Genomic DNA, 16,499 nt, shown 5'->3' with positions numbered 1-16,499 from the left:
TAAGGTAATAGCTAGAACTTGTTTATCCATATTTAGTATAAGGGACTTCCAGTTAAAAAATATTTCATAGTAGGGGCGCAAGGCCTTGCGTTCCTAAAAATATACAAATAATTTGGGATAATTAGTTATTAATTATTAGTAATTTATAGCAAGAAACCACATATAATTCTCAGGAAATTTACTGAACCATCAAGACAATAAATATTACTAATATATAGAGAAATATTGTCAGGATGCTGAATATGTCAGATTTACCGCTTCAGTGCCAAAACTTGAAAGAGCAGGTTGAATCTATATTACAACTTTTACAACAAGAACCAACACTACGTTCCCAAGATATTACACCTGTACGAACTTCTTTAAGTAAGGCGATTTCTCCCAAGTTTGAAATTGTATTTGCAGGTGCTTTTAGCGCTGGGAAATCAATGCTAATCAATGCACTATTAGAAAGAGAATTGCTCTACAGTGCAGAGGGACACGCTACAGGTACAGAATGCAAAATCGAGTATGCAGAAGTAGATAAAGAACGTGTTGTTTTGACGTTTTTAAGTGAAGCAGAGATTCGAGAACAAGCAGTTTCTTTGTGTCAACAACTAGGATTTCAGACAGTACCTAATATTAACCAAGCTGAGGTAATTAACCTGCTACGCCAAGGTTCTGAAGCGATTATTCAGCAGGAGGGTGGTGAGAGTCAATCAGAACGTGCAAAACAAGCGAAGGCGTTAATGTTGTTGCTAGAGGGATATATAGCAAATAGCGATCGTATCAACACGGTGACTAATGCTACATATTCAATGGAGCAATTTAACTTTTCCAATCTCAAAGAAGCGGCTGGATATGCGCGTCGTGGTAGTAATAGTGCGGTATTGAAGCGGATAGAATATTACTGCAATCATCCTTTGCTACAAGATGGCAATGTAATTATTGACACACCTGGTATAGATGCGCCAGTAGAGAAAGATGCACAACTAACTTATGCCAAAATTCAACATCCTGATACTTCGGCGGTGGTGTGTGTGCTAAAACCTGCTTCGGCGGGTGATATGACAAAAGAAGAAACAGAACTTTTGGAATTGATGCGCGAGAATGGGGGAGTACGCGATCGCGTTTTCTATGTCTTCAACCGGATCGATGAAACTTGGTATAATACTCAGCTACGGCAACGATTAGACGATTTAATTAGTGGGCAATTTGCCAATTCCAGAAAGGTTTATAAAACCAGTGGATTATTAGGATTTTATGGCAGTCAGATTAAACAGACAAGCCCACAAGATAGATTTGGTTTAGATTCTGTTTTTGCAGAAAGTATTAAAGGTTTAGATGGTAAAGAAGAAACACCACAATTTGTCTATGCATTTAACAACTACTGTGTAAATTCAGGAAAGCTATCTTCCAGTAAATTCCGTGTCTCTGTTAACGGCTTTGAAAGTCCAAATCAAAATTATGTGCGGATTCTGGGAGATTGGGGAAATGAAATTATAGAACAGCTAATTCAAGATAGTGGTACTGAAGAATTTCGCACAGCTATTACTCGTTATCTGACGGAAGAAAAGCGTCCACAATTATTTAAAAATCTTGCTGATGATTTAGAAGATGTTTGTATTAAGCTCAAAAAACATTATCAGAATGTCCAACGCAATTTAGATAGTCAGCCTCAAGAAATTGAGACAATGAAGGCGCAAGAGTTGCAACACCTAAATCAGCAATTACAGCAAATTGGGAGAGAATTTAGCGAGCATATTAAAGAAGAAGTTAACCATGTAATTAATCAGTCCTGTGATGCTTTTGAAGCAGATTTTAAGCAATTGCAATCACGAATGATTCGCCGCTTAGATGAATTGCTAGATACTTTTTCTGTAGCTTATGCTTATCGACGTGCAACCATTAGTCATCCTCGAAACGCTACCGCACCTTTGATTGCTATTTTAGTAGAGGCATTTTATTACTTAGCAAATCAATTAGAAGATATTTTGATTGAATCTTCTCAGCAAGTAGTTGCAAATTATTTCCAGCGGTTGACTGAAAAGATTCGCAAGTCAGAATATTATCGCCAGCTATATCGTTTATTAGATCATGATGGTGGAATTGAACAAGAGATCAAAAATTTAGAGAAAGTAGTTACTCAAGCATTAGTAAGTGCAGCTAGTGTAGAGTGCGATCGCTTTGTGCGAGAAAGCCCTAGATTTTATGATGAAGGTACTTTTTCCATATATCAATTTCGCCAAACTTTATCCCAAACTTCTCAAGGTTACGACGCTGAAAGTATCGTGGAAGCAGAACCAGCCATTAGGCAGTTATTGAAGTTAGATTTTGAACCAAAAGTTTCCCAAACTATTCGTAAATCTTTCCGTCAAACTATTAATCAAACATTGAAAACTCAATTGATACCAATGGCAAATCAGCAAGCAGATGAGATTTTGCAGCAATACCCACAGGCACGTGCTTATTTGGAAAAAACATTAGAACGAGAAGCTGAAGAAAAAATTGCAAATAATCGTCGATTGTTGAATGTTCTTGAAGAAAACATTGCAGCATATAATTTGGCTGTTTCTAGTATTAATAGTTGTTTACAGGCGATGCAATTATCCGATCATCTTTTGCCTGTAATTGGTGATTCATTTGCTACTGATGCTAAGTTTGCTAATAATGGATTTGTGATTTCAGATATGATACAAAAGGTTTAATTTTATATATCGCAATCCTATTTAATTTGTGAAAATTTGCGGTATCCAGATCCCCGACTTCGTAAAAGTTGTCGGGGATCTAACTTTTTAGAATCCTAATCCTCAACTGAATGTTTATGACTATCAAGCGTCGGCAATTTCTTACAACCTGTGGAGTCGCTACTTTAGCCACTCAAATACCAGCACTTACAGTTGAAGGTAAACTAGTTACAAACACCATCCGCAAGCCGCCCCGCCTGCAAGTTGGCGATACTGTAGGATTAATCGCCCCTGCGGGTATCGTTGACGCTAAAGACATTGAAGCAGCGCAGAAATCAATTTCACAGTTAGGGTTAAAAGTCAAGTTAGGCAAGCATATTTTAGATCGTTACGGCTATTTAGCGGGTAAAGATGCCGATCGCGCCGATGATGTAAACTTGATGTTTAGCGATCGCACCATCAAAGCAATTATCCCCATGCGTGGTGGTTGGGGTTGTAATCGCATTTTACCCCTACTCAACTACTCGCTAATCCGCTCCCATCCGAAAATTATCATCGGTTACAGCGATATTACAACGCTGTTGTTGGCAATTAATGCCCGTAGTCAAATGATTACTTTTCATGGGCCAGTTGCTACCTCTACCTGGAATCAATTTACAGTGGATTACTTCAAGCGCATCCTATTTAATGCTGAAGCGGTAACTATGCAAAATCTCAACCCTAGCGAAGTGCGGGTGGAGATAATAGCACCGGGAAAGGCGAGAGGTAAACTTGTGGGTGGAAACTTGTCAGTTTTATCAGCAATGGTAGGTTCACCTTACCTACCTTCTTGGAACAAAAGCATCCTGTTTGTGGAAGAAGTTGGCGAAGATGTTTATCGTATAGATAGGATGCTGACACAGTTAAAAACTGCTGGGATACTTAATCAAATTGCTGGCTTTATCTTTGGGCAATGCACTAAATGTAGTCTTGGAGATGAACCGTCATTTACATTAATGCAAGTATTGCAACAACACATACTTCCTTTAGGTATTCCTGCTTGGTACGGTTCAATGATTGGTCATATTAAGGATAAATTTACCTTGCCAATCGGTGTGGAAGTAGAAATAAACGCTGAACTTGGGACAATACGAATGTTAGAGGCAGCTGTTAGCTTTGTGTGAATGAAGCAAGAGGTTGGAATAAAAAATAGTGGCTCACAACTTGTCGGTTAAAGGGGAAAGGGGCAGGGGAAAAGGGAAATTAAAAACCCTTAACCCTTACCCTTTAACCTTTTCCCAAAACCAAACTTTGGGTTCAAAATGCAAAACCTGAGTAGTATTGGGACTATGTGTATCAAGTTTGGAAATGCTTACTTATGACGACCAAACCATTTAGAGGCGATCGCTCCTAAAGCTGCACCTACCATTGGATTACTGAGAAACTTAAGAATCGCTGGTTGTTCAGCCATCACCTCTTGGAAAATGTCAGGATGGCTATGATATGTGAAAGATGCCAGCTTGCTGAGGTCATCTGCATTCATGTGGTTGGGGTTGTGGGTAGAAAGCCCCAAATCTCGCTCCAGATGGCGCTCGTCTAGACCTCTTTGCTTTAAGTGCTTGAAAAATGCCCGTGCAACATCATCTCGTTCGTTAGGCTTAATCTGAGCGATCGCCTTTTGAAGTTCTGGCTCCAGCTGGCTTGGTGGAATGCTGTTATGGTTGAAAGATTTACTAAACAATTGCCGACGTTGATCGTGAGATGAACGCTGGGCAAAATCGTCAAAATTTTGGTATTCCTGAGTTGGGTCAGATGAAACATCATCTAAAGACTCTGTATTACCGTGAGCCAACTCGTTGAAAATTTCGCGTTTATACTTGTCACTGCTGCTCATTTTAAATGTCTCCTTTTTATACTTGCAATCAACTGAATTAACTTAGGTTTTCTCAAAAAATTGAGTCTTTATTTATACTCAACTTGCTGAGATTGCACATCATATTGAGCCGTCAAAATCAGTTTTTTGTCTGGTGCATACATCAAAACTTTTAAGTCTTGATTGGGGAAATTTTTGTGAAAACCTTGGAGTAAGGATTTTGCTAATGGTCGGACTTCGGTCGGACGAACTTTAGGCGTAATCACGACACCTAACTTATTGTTGTCACGTACATAAGCATCTTGGACAATTCCCTTGGCTGTGCTAACAACCCAGTTCCCAAAATCTTGGCCTTGTACACTGTTACCGCGTGACAACAAAGCATAGTCGGCACTATCACTGATTCCAGACGGTAATTGAGTTGGTTGTTTAGCTTGAACAGTACCACTACAGGCGGCAGTCGTTGTTAGTACTAATACCAACACTAAAGCTATTAAAACCCGACGAAACTTTTGAATTATTTTCAATTTAATCACCTCATCTAAACTAAAGACTTTTCTGCAATATCAATCTACTGAAAGTATTTTTAGTAGAAGTAGGTAGAAAACCCACTCCTACCAACTCAAATGCAATCACCTTTGTAGTTTAAGTAGGTTAACCCCGATCAGTTTTATTCTCTATTCGAGTTCCATCAGTATCAACATCTAATTCTTCGCGTCGAATGGTTTCTTGAGCTTCAACGGTTTCTTTGTCTACAACTTTCTGCACTCTGACTTCTTCGCGCAAAAAAGCTTCCTTTTGGATGTCTGGAACTTCTTCATAGAGGTTTATATGTGCTACCTCGCCCTCGGAAAAGTCAGTCGCTTCAGCCGACACAACTTTGCCTGTGTCTTGAGAAGTCACTCGCTCAATTACGACTCGCTCTTTTTCCACCGGAACAGCAACTCTTGCAGTTTCGGTTTCAACATGCTTACTAATCGATACTTCTCCACTTTTCCGGCGCTGTTTATTAGCAACTAGCCTTTCTTGGTAGAGTTTGAAGGTTTGGTCTTCGTGAGCGCTGACATCATACAGATCCGCGTCGTCTGCGTAGGTGTAGCTGTCAGGACTAGGAGTAGTACCGCCAGCTGTCGCTCCTAGCGTAGCTGAACTTTCTACAGACGGTGTGCGATATCCTCCACGCACCTGTTCTTCATAGTCGTAGTCAAGCGTTGTATGCTCTTGATATTCAGGTAAATTTTCCGCTTGCTCTCTTGTTATACCAACCACATATACACGGTTTGCTGTGGAGTCAATACGCGATTTACCAACTGGTAGTAAGATTTTCTTGCCAAAAATCCAAAAGCCTATGTCAACAATCAAATAGCGGAATGCTCCTTGGTCATCTAGTACAGCATCATTTACTGTACCAATCTTCTCATCAGTTCCTTGAACATACACACCCATTCCTTTGATGTCGTTACCTTCAAGAGTATTAAGGTAGTCTGCATCAAATTCACTTATTTTTTGGAGTGGCATTATTTTATTCCTGAAAATCTAGCTGTGTCTTTTTATAAATTACACAATTTAGTTTATATATATCTTCTCTCCGAAGATTGACTTAAATCATCTTGATATTTAATCAATCGAAGTAATTGAATATATTTTTATAACCCAAAAGTATGATGAAAAACAACTTTTTAGTATGAATATATTGCTAATTATAAAATTTATTTAAACTAATTTTTGCAAATACTGTGACTAGTTTCTAGCATCTATGTGACTAGCTTCTAGCAGTAAATCTCGAAACTAAACTCCAGTCAATCAATACATACCATCAAACCTAGCTAGTTTGATATGTTTATTAACACCTTACACTTAAATCAAATATCCTTACATTGTTAAAGCTTTATTTGCTGAAGTTGTAATACCTCATCTATCACTCTTATAGAAGACGAAATCTCTGCCAAAAGATTGATGAGAAGGAAATCTAAAAATGTCTAAATATTATTAAAGTCCTAATGAATTTGCAAATAAATATTTAGCTGTGCCGCTAAGGAGTAATAAATCTAGTTAAAAAGCAAGCTTTGCCAAAATTGATAATAACAAAGTGTAAATTTTAAAACTGCTCTCATTGCAGAAAATCAGGAGATAATTATGAATACCGAATTACAGCAAGACCAGTACGCCAATACTGCCTCCCCAAACCAAATAGAAGTACTCAAAGGTTCAGAGCCTGGAAACCTGGCAATGTTGCCACCCGCCTCGGAAAATGAAGAACAATGGCAAAAAATTGGTAGCCAGATTTCTATATTTTTGGCAAAAATACCTGAGTATATAGGTAGATTCTACCAAGAATACAAATCGCTGATTATCAGCTTTGGGTTGCTTGTGCTAACAGTTACGGCATTAAGGATTTTTCTAGCGGTACTCAACGCCATAAATGATATTCCCCTACTTTCTCCATTTCTCGAATTAATTGGACTTGGTTACACAATTTGGTTTACTTCCCGCTATTTGCTCAAAGATTCCACTCGGCAAGAATTAACAGCAGAAATTCGCTTGCTTAAAAAACAAACTTTAGGCATAGAAGAATCACAGACTTTAAACTAACTAAAGTATCGTGGCGATATATGTGTATCTAAAGTTTTGGTCAAGTAAAAAGCTGAGTTTTGCTTGACCATTGTATAAAACTGTAGATTCTTGGTGTTCTTCTCTTCGAGACGCTTTGCGAAGGCGTTCTTCTCTAACGAGACGCTAGGCGTTGGCGGAAGCCTCTCGTAGAGATGGCGGCTCGATAAATTAAGCTTTTTAGCACTTTTGCGTAAGTCCTATCTTATACCACATCAGCTAAATTATCTGGAAAAGAAAATGTATGATCAAGACAAATAGATTAGCTTCGCTGACAACAACAGTATTTCTTTCAACATTGCTAACAGTCCCTCTGCTTTCTAGCTGCGGCGGAGGTTCCCAAAATGCTGCGCCACCTCCAGTTGACGATACTGTTGGTAGAAATTTAAATAATCGCGCCCCCGTAAATCAACCCCAAGCTAGGAGGGGATTAAGTACAGGGCAGAAAGTGGCAATCTTAGCAGGAGCTGCTGGACTTTACTACCTCTACAATCAGCGAAAGAATGCCCAAGGAGCGGGAGCGCAGGGGAAATACTACCTTTCTAAGAATGGGCGTGTTTACTATCGAGATGCTCAAAATCGCCCTGTCTGGGTAACACCGCCACAAGAGGGTATTCGTGTTCCAGAGGAGGAAGCACAACAATACCGGGACTTTCAAGGATATAATAACAGTCCCACAGGGCGAGACTTAAGGGGTTTGGGTGCAGGTACTGTTCCGACAAATTAATTTCTGTACAGATTATAAATAGATGGCGTTTAAGCGTCATTCTATTTTTTAATAGAAACTTTTTCCGTATTTAAAGTTAATAAGACTTATAAGTATAGTATCAAGCATCATTATACTTTCTCAGAAAAGTCTTTTTTAAAATTTTATACGATTATATAGCAATACTATTTAATTGTTGAAAAGATTTTGACCTCTAATTTTTGTACAAGAGGGGTTTTAGTCTCAGGATGCTTTCAAAATTCAAACCGGAGTTTTATGTACTAATGGTTATACTTTTATCGAAGTAAAAGTAACTTTTGATAGATGATTTTGAAAAAATATAACAATTAATATATTAAAAGTAATTACTTTGCCGTTGATAGTTTAGTAAAATCACAGTTTAGGAGTCACAAATGAATTTATTAGAACAAATCTTCGGTGGTGGTCACGCAGCAGAAAATGACTACCGCAATTTTGTCAACCGCTACGAGCAAGGCTTACCTCATGAGGGATACTCAGATGAAGAAGTTTTAAACCGTTATCAGCAAGTATCGAGACAGTTACCTCCAGACCTTTATCAGGAATCTGCACAAGAAGCCTTTAGTCGGATGTCGCCACAAGAGCGGATGCAGTTTGGTCGCTCCCTTCAACAGCAGACGCGCTCTTCAAACTTGAATTTTCCCGATCTAAACCAAGATGGTATAGACGATCGCTTTCAAGACCCAAATTATCTTGCTCAAGCGACAGGCCGGGTTCACCAGCAACAACCAGATATACTCAGTCAAATTATGAGTGGTGCTGCGGGGAGCTTTATGGGTGGTCAAGGTGGTAACATTATGAGCAATCCATTAGCAAAGGGAGCGATGGCTGGTATCGCCGCCCTAGCTATGAAAAAGTTGATGCAAGGAGGCAACCAAGGAAATTACGGGCAGTATGGTAACGTCCGCCCAGCTAGCCAAGACCCCTACGGCGATCCGGCGGATTACGGGCAGTATGGTAACGTCCGTCCAGCTAGCCAAGACCCCTATGGAGATCCGGCAGATTACGGGCAGTATGGTAACGTCCGCCCAGCTAGCGAAGACCCCTATGGAGATCCGGCAGATTATAGGCAGTATGGTAATATCCGCCCAGCTAGCGAAGACCCCTATGGAGATCCAGCTGACCAACAGTACCGCTAGTAACCTCAAGCAGCAAAGCTGCAATTCGTAATTACAATCAGTCAAAGCTTGAACTCATCACTGATAATTATGGTTAAGTAAAAATCAATTTTTTTACTTGACCACTTTTTATTATATTGGTATCACCTAGTGGAAAATCTCTTGCATTGTTAGTGATTGTTTAAAGCGACAAAAAGCGGCTGAGAGTTATATTCTAAGAAGGTCAATCAGAATAAACTCAGGCTTTATTTCATTATTGTAAATTACCTACAGGAGCAGCAGATTGGTAGTAGAAAAATGAAACATTTAGCAAAAACCTTATATAGTAAGCTTCTGCATCTATTTCACCAGTTAATGGGAATTACCATTTCCCGTAATCCAAATCCAAAGGAAACTAATGTTGCTCTTGATGAAGAATCTCTGGAACACTCAAATACTCAATTAAAAAAGCAAATTCCTCTTCAAGACAGAGTTAATCAATCTGAGCAAAACTTACAATTAAATTACCAGGATTCAGCAAAACCTCGGCAATTCAAAAAAGCTTCTTTATTTCCTGATAGTAAGACTAATGTTGCTGCATTGTCGCTAGTTTTGTATGGAGTTGCCGAAGTCTTATCTCAAAAAATGAATCTTTCATGGAATCAAGTAAATAATACTTTTAGTTATGAAAGAGAAACTGAAACTGGAAAAGGAAAAATCTTTTACTATGTAACAGATAATCCTGAAACTCCACAACCAGAAACACTGGCAGAAGAGGCAGCTTTAGTTGTTATAAACGAATTTGATCCAAGGGCGTGTGCTATTCACCTGATTTACTGTGCCTTAGTAGCTAGCCTAGATAAACCTTGGTCAGGCAATTTTGTAATTGATGATAAGCAACTACTTGAATACACAGGGCTTGTGAAACGCAGGGACTTATGCAAGCATGAAAAATTGAGTATTTTGTACTCCTTGCTACGGCAACCTGCCCAAGTACTAGCTTGTATTGCATCGCCTAAACAGGGTAAAGCTGGAGCTTTTACTGTTGCTGATTTAAAAATTTGGGACATCAGCATAATACGAGATTTTGAAACAGATAAAGCTGGTGATAACAAGCTAGTGGGTTTAAAGGTAATAGGTCAAGCTGGAGTATGGACAAAATACTTCCTTAACAAATCTAAATACCACTACCACACTGGAATTATTACCAAGAAAACCGTACAGAAACTATTTAGTATTGGTAAACAAAATGCTGGCGCGGCTAGAATGTTAGTCTGGCTAACCTTCCAAATCAAACCGGAATTCCAGGATTGTGTAATGGGCAAGACTCTGATGGAGATTGCTTACGGTGCAGACAAAGTGTCAACAGCAGAGCAAGACAGACAGCTTAGACGGCAAATGGCTGATGATTTGGAAACTGACTTGAAAGTTGTCAAAGAAGCCGGATGGCAAGCAGAACTGGAAACAGGCCCAGCTTGGTTAACAAGCAGCAAAACTGCTAAAAGACCTATAGGTTACTGGAATCAAATACTCAATTCTAGATGGCGTTTTCATTTACCAGCAGAAGTACAGGAACGCTTGACCGTGGACTCGAATCAGCTAAGTGCAAATATCCAGCCTCTATCAGGTAATCTCATCAGAGAAGCGAGAAAAGCAAAAGGCTGGTCTAGAGCATTTTTCGCTACAACGATGGAGAAAAGCGTTTCCTGGGTTGATGCAGTCGAGACGGGTACACGTCAGGTTTCTCAAAAGGACTTGCCTAAGTTGCTCAATACACTGGAACTACACCTTAACAGGTATTAATTTCAACTAAACTTTTCTTATTTCTCTGAGGTAATTATTGCTATGTATTATTACTCGTTGCAACTGTGTTGGGAGGAACGTTAGGTTTTTCCATGACGTGAAAAGTTAGTGTTTATGTAAGGTTTCGGCAAAAGGCAGTATTCGTCATGCTTCCTGCCTCTCTTGTTAATATTTTGATAGACAGTATGCATTTCTCCTCGCTATGTTACGCCTAACAGAAGTAAAGCTCCCGCTCGATCATCCTGAAGATGCTATCAAGACTGCCATCTTCAAAAAGCTGCAAATCACGGACGAAGATTTGATTAGCTATTCCATCTTCAAGCGTAGCTACGATGCCCGTAAGAAAGGAGAGATTACCCTTGTTTATATTCTGGATGTAGAAACGACTCAGGAAACTCATCTACTCAAGCGCCTGAAAAAAGATCCTCATGTGATGATCACGCCAGACATGAGTTATCGCCCAGTGGCACAAGCACCAAGCAATTTGGCGATTCGCCCCATCGTCATTGGTACTGGGCCTTGTGGATTGTTTGCGGGTTTGATGCTGGCGCAAATGGGGTTCCGTCCCATCATTTTAGAACGTGGCAAACAAGTCCGCGATCGCACTGCTGATACTTTTGGCTTTTGGAAGAAAAAATCAGATTTCAACCCCGAATCTAATGCCCAATTTGGTGAAGGTGGTGCGGGTACATTTTCCGATGGCAAACTCTACAGCCAAGTCAAAGATCCTCAGCACTATGGGCGCAAGGTGCTAACCGAACTCGTCAATGCAGGAGCCTCACCAGAAATTCTCTATATCAACAAACCACATATCGGCACATTCAAACTGGTGGGAATCGTCCAAAGTATGCGTGCCAAAATCGAATCTCTGGGCGGTGAAATTCGCTTTCAAAGTCGGGTGGAAGATATCAATATCGAAAATGGACAGGTGCGGGGAGTCACCCTCGCCAGTGGGGAATATATCGCCAGCGATTATGTCGTTTTGGCGGTGGGTCATAGCGCCCGTGATACCTTCCAAATGCTATTTAATCGTGGAGTTTACATAGAGCCGAAACCATTTTCTATAGGCTTTCGAGTCGAACATCCCCAGTATCTCATTGACCAATGTCGTTTCGGCGCTCAAGCTGGTCATAAGCTTTTAGGTGCTGCCGATTACAAACTGGTTCACCACTGTCAAAATGGTCGTTCTGTTTATAGTTTCTGTATGTGTCCGGGAGGTTTGGTGGTTGCAGCCGCATCAGAACCGGGGCGAGTCGTCACCAATGGGATGAGCCAATACTCTCGCAATGAGCGCAATGCCAATAGTGCGATCGTTGTCGGCATCACCCCCGAAGATTATCCGGGGAACGCTTTGGCGGGAATTGACTTTCAACGGCGCTTGGAAGAAAAGGCATTTGCATTGGGCGGTGGAACTTATGAAGCTCCAGGGCAGTTGGTGGGAGACTTTCTTAACCATCGCCCTTCTACAGCATTTGGCACTGTTAAACCGTCTTATACGCCAGGGGTGCGTTTGGGTGATTTAAGTCAGAGTTTACCAGATTATGCGATCGCAGCCATCCGTGAAGCCCTTCCCGCTTTTGACAAACAAATCAAAGGATTTGCGATGGATGATGCCGTGTTGACTGGGGTAGAAACCCGCACTTCATCACCGATTCGGATTAAACGCAAAGAGGATTATCAGAGTTTAAATACAGTCGGTCTTTATCCGGCTGGTGAAGGCGCGGGATACGCAGGAGGGATTCTCTCGGCTGGTATTGATGGGATTAAGGTGGCAGAGGCGGTGGCTTTAAGTATTTTGAGGAATGTGAGTTTGTAGTAAGCACAAAACGTGCTTAAAAATCCAGAATTAAAGTCTTTACTACGAACTTTATTTCCCCTCTCTGCTCAGGAAAAATTGTCAGACTTACCACACAAGATACTAAAATTTAGTTATCAATAAAAACATAATGTTTGAGACTCGCCATTTTCCTGGGGCTTGGCAAACACATTGGTTATATTCCGATTAATCTTTGAACATGGTTGTTGACAAAAATCGAGAAGCATTCATTCCTTATACTCGCAACGATATTATCAAACTTTGCCTGCAAGACGATCAACTAAATGAGGCTGATGCCAAAAAATTTCAAGAATTCTGTAAAATCCTCACTGCATACTATCACTTTCGCTTCCATAAAACCTTAGAGATTATTAAAGATAATTATGTACCCTTTGACCCCAATGAAGATATCCAACCAATAACTCCACCAACCTTCGAGCAATATGATGAAATGGAGTTGAATGTAGTTGATGCTTTTCAACATATTGTCGAAAGAGCAAATTATATTCTTTTGCCTGAATCGATTGTCAAGCGATCGCTGGCAACCACATCTCTAATTGATTTGAAAACTCAAGTGGATTTTGAGGATTTTGACCGCTTTATCTGTTACTACCGGGGTGATAGTTATAAAAAAATTTCGGTAAAAAAGTTATTCTTTTGGCGAAAAGAAAAGACTATTGATATCTTGGAACGGATTGTTTTATTTGTCAAGTTCAAAGAAGCGGCTTACTTTCGTGCAAAGAAAGTCAACATCCAAGATTTGAAATTCATTCCCGGTAAGATGTATGTTTACTGCTATAAAAATATTCCCAAGCTAGATATCGATTTACTCTTTCCTAATGTGAAAACGAGTATGACCTGGAAAGATCGCTTACTATTTGGAATTCCTGCTATTGGGGCAGCAATTCCTTTGATATTAAGAACATTGCCGAATTTATTATTGCTGGCTGCGGCAATTTTGCTAGTACTAAATGTATCATTTTTAATTGAATTATTCAATGTAGAGTTGGAGCAAATCAGGAATTTTATGCCAGTTTTGGTGGCAACTTTATCATTAACTATATCTTTAGGTGGATTTGCCTTTAAGCAATACAATAATTACAAAAATAAAAAAATCAAATTCCAAAAAACAGTTACTGATACGTTATTTTTCCAGAATTTAGCTAATAATACTAGTGTTTTTCAAATGTTTATTGATTTGGCAGAAGAAGAAGAATGTAAGGAAATTATTCTGGCATACTATCACTTACTTACCAGTCCTGCACCGTTAAGCCCTCAACAATTAGATTCTCGCATCGAAGCTTGGATGGAGAATAAACTAGGCACAAAGATTAACTTTGATATTCAAGGGCCTCTGAGCAATCTAGAAGATATTCGTGGTCAAGTAATTCCCAACAGCGAAACAACAGACAATGTACCAGAAGTCTCTTTACTAACCTATAATCAGCAGGGAGCGTGTCAAGTTCTCCCCTTGGATGATGCGAAAGCAGTGATTGATTATGTTTGGGATAATGCCTTTCAATATAACGGGATAATCTTGTAGGCAAATGGACTAGTACGCCACGGCGTAAATATAGCAACCATTTAAAACCCCTAAAAAGCTCATTCCATAATACTTTTGACTTTTGACTTCCGCCTTGCGGTACTAGGGTTTCGATGTTAATTCTAATATCAAGCCCCACTTAGATACTTTCTAGGTAGGGCTTTTATTTTTATGTCTAAAGTCGATATGCAATCATCTATCAAGCGCGATGGCCTACACGTCCTTTCCGGTGGCGATCGCAGTGCAGAATTTATCCGATTGTTAAAGCTGGTTCTTTACAGAAGTTAAATAGGGCTGACTCTGTTTCTGATTCATCTTCAAATACAGCAGAGATGTACCATTCACAGGGCGAACCATTCGTATATTCAGCCCAAGCAATTGTTGCTGTTTCACCTGATGGAATCCCTGACTCACCCAAGTTAAATGCGGCCCACTCTTGCTCGTCGACAGATACCCACAACTCTGTAATTGCCAATTCAGTTTTATTGGTAACGCTAAAGGTGAATTGGTCTGACATAAATAGCCTTGCCTTTTAAGGATAAATAAATTGCAGATTGTCAGTGACTAGATTATACCGCCACTTGTTTCAAAAGTTGTGATACTAACTGCCAGAATATAGACTTACCCCTCTTTTGTTACTTTTGGCAAAGAATAATCTGCGATCCTTGCCCAGAATTAATTTTACCCATAGAGCTTCCTTTGAAGGTTTCTGTTGAGTTTGCGATCGTTAATCTCTTGACTAAATCTGAGTTTCATCATTTAGCTGCAATTTTTATCTGCCCAGAGTAACAAAAAAGGGCTTACAGCATTTCACTATAAGGTTGATACATTTAGGTAAGCAGAGGGGCAGAGGAGCGCAGGAACACAGGAGAGGGTTTGCAGGTTTTACCTAACAGATTATGAGGCAACTTATAGGCGCGACAGCTTACAAACCGGAAATAGCAAAATCTGATCGATTCTGTCTTACATACAGTTTTGCGTAAAAGCGTAGCATTTTTAATGTAGGGGGATGCATTGACATTGCAGAGAGATGCATTGGCATTACAAGGTATTGCCAAATTTAATTCGCTACAAATTAATGAAATGCTGTACTTAATACAACTCATATTTCATTAACTGACAAGGTAGCGCTCCGTTGTACACCGCAATTCGCTTGGATGATTTTAGTCCAATCGATTGAGACAGTTCCTTGTTGCCACTCAGGACAAAGGCAGTCCAGCCTTTGAAGCGTTGTTTCAGCACATCGCCCAAAAGTTTATAGAATGCCCCTAAATCGCTATCTCGCCCCAGCCGTTCGCCATAGGGTGGATTGCAGAATAAAACCCCACTGTCTGCGGGGGCGACAACATCGGCAAGCTCCATTTGAGAAAACCATACATGGTTATCAACACCGCAGTTTTGAGCATTGTTAATCGCTTGCTCGATTATATTTTCATCGCGATCGCTTCCCCAAATAGGTGCGGGAAGAGTATCCAATTGGCTGTCCTTAGCTTCTTGGAGTAGTTTTTCTAAAAGGGGCAGATCAAAATCGAGCCAATTTTCAAATCCAAAGCTATCGCGAAATAGTCCGGGTGCGATGTTCAGTGCCTTTAAGCTAGCTTCCAGAGGTAAAGTGCCAGATCCACAGAGAGGATCGTAGAACATCTGGTTTGTTTGCCAATCCGAAAGTTGAATTAGGGCAGCAGCCAGAGATTCCTTTAGAGGGGCTGTTCCAACCGCAGGACGGTAGCCTCGGCGGTGCAGACTATTTCCCGAACTGTCGAGTTTAACGGTACAAAAGTCGCGTTCAATGTGAACATTAACCCGCACATCTGGGTCATGAAGCTCTACATTTGAACGCTCACCCAGATTTTCTTTTTGTTGGTCGACGATCGCATTTTTGACCTGGAGAGATGTGAAGTGGCTGTGGTTGAGGCGATCGTTTTTGCCCGTGACATTCACCGCTAGTGTCATGTCTGGCGTCAGATAGTTTTGCCAATCGATGGTCTGGATACCGCGATAGAGATCCTTGGCATCAAGGCAAGGAAACTCATGGATATTCACCAAAATTCGGAACGGCAGCCTAGCCCAAAGGTTGACGCGATAAAGTAGAGCGCGATCGCCCTCAAAGGCTACACCGCAAAACCCCGGCTCTACGGAATGGGCACCCAGTTGCTCTAACTCCTGAGCTGCAAGGGTTTCTAATCCGCGAGCAACCGTTGCAAAATACTGATTCATCCTCTAATCCAAAGCATTATCTTCACTGTTCACCCATTGACGCACTTTAGCTTAACTCATATCTTGTAACATTCTCTCTCGTTAAGTCTGCGATTATAACCTTATACCAATTAAAAATGAAGCTGCATATAATGGGGAGAAGCAAACTTGGTA

13 protein-coding genes are annotated in these 16,499 nt (G+C 40.3%); 8 read left to right on the top strand and 5 right to left on the bottom strand.

Annotated features, from left to right (window positions below; genetic code table 11):
- Window positions 1-242: 242 nt before the first annotated feature.
- Together RMY27_RS31360 and RMY27_RS31355 are read left to right on the top strand one after the other, a co-directional pair.
- Entirely contained in the window at window positions 243-2,684 is a 2,442-nt protein-coding gene (locus RMY27_RS31360) for a dynamin-like GTPase family protein (RefSeq protein WP_322668730.1), read from the top strand.
- 116 nt (window positions 2,685-2,800) lie between these two features.
- Complete coding sequence (locus tag RMY27_RS31355) at window positions 2,801-3,826, top strand: LD-carboxypeptidase (RefSeq protein ID WP_322668729.1); 1,026 nt, start codon at window positions 2,801-2,803, stop codon at window positions 3,824-3,826.
- Between the two features lie 188 nt (window positions 3,827-4,014).
- Here RMY27_RS31355 and RMY27_RS31350 read toward each other — a convergent pair whose 3' ends face one another.
- From RMY27_RS31350 to RMY27_RS31340, 3 genes are all read right to left on the bottom strand, one after another.
- The gene (locus RMY27_RS31350) at window positions 4,015-4,536 is read right to left on the bottom strand and encodes a hypothetical protein (protein ID WP_322668728.1); all 522 of its coding nucleotides are present in this window, start codon (window positions 4,534-4,536) and stop codon (window positions 4,015-4,017) included.
- Between the two features lie 68 nt (window positions 4,537-4,604).
- Window positions 4,605-5,042: a hypothetical protein gene (locus RMY27_RS31345; RefSeq protein ID WP_322668727.1), complete on the bottom strand. Its 438-nt coding sequence runs from the start codon at window positions 5,040-5,042 to the stop codon at window positions 4,605-4,607.
- A gap of 127 nt (window positions 5,043-5,169) precedes the next feature.
- Entirely contained in the window at window positions 5,170-6,033 is an 864-nt protein-coding gene (locus tag RMY27_RS31340; RefSeq protein WP_322668726.1) for a DUF2382 domain-containing protein, read from the bottom strand.
- A 618-nt stretch (window positions 6,034-6,651) separates the two neighbouring features.
- Here RMY27_RS31340 and RMY27_RS31335 point away from each other — a divergent pair.
- The 6 genes from RMY27_RS31335 (at window position 6,652) to RMY27_RS31310 (ending at window position 14,129) form a co-directional block, all read left to right on the top strand.
- Window positions 6,652-7,107 (top strand): CAAD domain-containing protein, encoded by a 456-nt coding sequence (locus tag RMY27_RS31335; RefSeq protein ID WP_322668725.1) that lies wholly within the window; start codon window positions 6,652-6,654, stop codon window positions 7,105-7,107.
- A gap of 262 nt (window positions 7,108-7,369) precedes the next feature.
- Complete coding sequence (locus RMY27_RS31330; RefSeq protein ID WP_322668724.1) at window positions 7,370-7,852, top strand: hypothetical protein; 483 nt, start codon at window positions 7,370-7,372, stop codon at window positions 7,850-7,852.
- Between the two features lie 392 nt (window positions 7,853-8,244).
- Window positions 8,245-9,009 (top strand): hypothetical protein, encoded by a 765-nt coding sequence (locus tag RMY27_RS31325; RefSeq protein WP_322668723.1) that lies wholly within the window; start codon window positions 8,245-8,247, stop codon window positions 9,007-9,009.
- A gap of 276 nt (window positions 9,010-9,285) precedes the next feature.
- Window positions 9,286-10,770 carry a helix-turn-helix transcriptional regulator gene (locus RMY27_RS31320; RefSeq protein ID WP_322668722.1) on the top strand — a complete coding sequence of 495 codons (1,485 nt, stop codon included), beginning with the start codon at window positions 9,286-9,288 and terminating at the stop codon, window positions 10,768-10,770.
- Window positions 10,771-10,972: 202 nt separating this feature from the next.
- Window positions 10,973-12,586: an NAD(P)/FAD-dependent oxidoreductase gene (locus RMY27_RS31315; RefSeq protein WP_322668721.1), complete on the top strand. Its 1,614-nt coding sequence runs from the start codon at window positions 10,973-10,975 to the stop codon at window positions 12,584-12,586.
- Window positions 12,587-12,785: 199 nt separating this feature from the next.
- Complete coding sequence (locus tag RMY27_RS31310) at window positions 12,786-14,129, top strand: TMEM143 family protein (RefSeq protein WP_322668720.1); 1,344 nt, start codon at window positions 12,786-12,788, stop codon at window positions 14,127-14,129.
- A 250-nt stretch (window positions 14,130-14,379) separates the two neighbouring features.
- On the opposite strand, the gene RMY27_RS31305 is transcribed toward RMY27_RS31310, so the two are convergent.
- On the bottom strand, window positions 14,380-14,646 hold the full coding sequence (locus RMY27_RS31305; RefSeq protein WP_322668719.1) for a hypothetical protein: 267 nt from the start codon (window positions 14,644-14,646) through the stop codon (window positions 14,380-14,382).
- Window positions 14,647-15,221: 575 nt separating this feature from the next.
- Window positions 15,222-16,346: a THUMP domain-containing class I SAM-dependent RNA methyltransferase gene (locus tag RMY27_RS31300; RefSeq protein WP_322668718.1), complete on the bottom strand. Its 1,125-nt coding sequence runs from the start codon at window positions 16,344-16,346 to the stop codon at window positions 15,222-15,224.
- Between the last annotated feature and the right edge of the window lie 153 nt (window positions 16,347-16,499).

Source organism: Nostoc sp. DedQUE09 (assembly GCF_034530915.1).
Taxonomy (GTDB): Bacteria; Cyanobacteriota; Cyanobacteriia; order Cyanobacteriales; family Nostocaceae; genus Nostoc.
Note: the sequence above shows the minus strand (reverse complement) of the source record. Positions and strands in the feature narration are given on the sequence as shown.

Coding starts and splice junctions, on each gene's coding strand:
- RMY27_RS31360 (WP_322668730.1), top strand. CDS start 243: ATGTCAGATTTACCGCTTCAGTGCCAAAACTTGAAAGAGCAGGTTGAA.
- RMY27_RS31355 (WP_322668729.1), top strand. CDS start 2,801: ATGACTATCAAGCGTCGGCAATTTCTTACAACCTGTGGAGTCGCTACT.
- RMY27_RS31350 (WP_322668728.1), bottom strand. CDS start 4,536: ATGAGCAGCAGTGACAAGTATAAACGCGAAATTTTCAACGAGTTGGCT.
- RMY27_RS31340 (WP_322668726.1), bottom strand. CDS start 6,033: ATGCCACTCCAAAAAATAAGTGAATTTGATGCAGACTACCTTAATACT.
- RMY27_RS31335 (WP_322668725.1), top strand. CDS start 6,652: ATGAATACCGAATTACAGCAAGACCAGTACGCCAATACTGCCTCCCCA.
- RMY27_RS31330 (WP_322668724.1), top strand. CDS start 7,370: ATGATCAAGACAAATAGATTAGCTTCGCTGACAACAACAGTATTTCTT.
- RMY27_RS31325 (WP_322668723.1), top strand. CDS start 8,245: ATGAATTTATTAGAACAAATCTTCGGTGGTGGTCACGCAGCAGAAAAT.
- RMY27_RS31320 (WP_322668722.1), top strand. CDS start 9,286: ATGAAACATTTAGCAAAAACCTTATATAGTAAGCTTCTGCATCTATTT.
- RMY27_RS31315 (WP_322668721.1), top strand. CDS start 10,973: ATGTTACGCCTAACAGAAGTAAAGCTCCCGCTCGATCATCCTGAAGAT.
- RMY27_RS31310 (WP_322668720.1), top strand. CDS start 12,786: ATGGTTGTTGACAAAAATCGAGAAGCATTCATTCCTTATACTCGCAAC.
- RMY27_RS31305 (WP_322668719.1), bottom strand. CDS start 14,646: ATGTCAGACCAATTCACCTTTAGCGTTACCAATAAAACTGAATTGGCA.
- RMY27_RS31300 (WP_322668718.1), bottom strand. CDS start 16,346: ATGAATCAGTATTTTGCAACGGTTGCTCGCGGATTAGAAACCCTTGCA.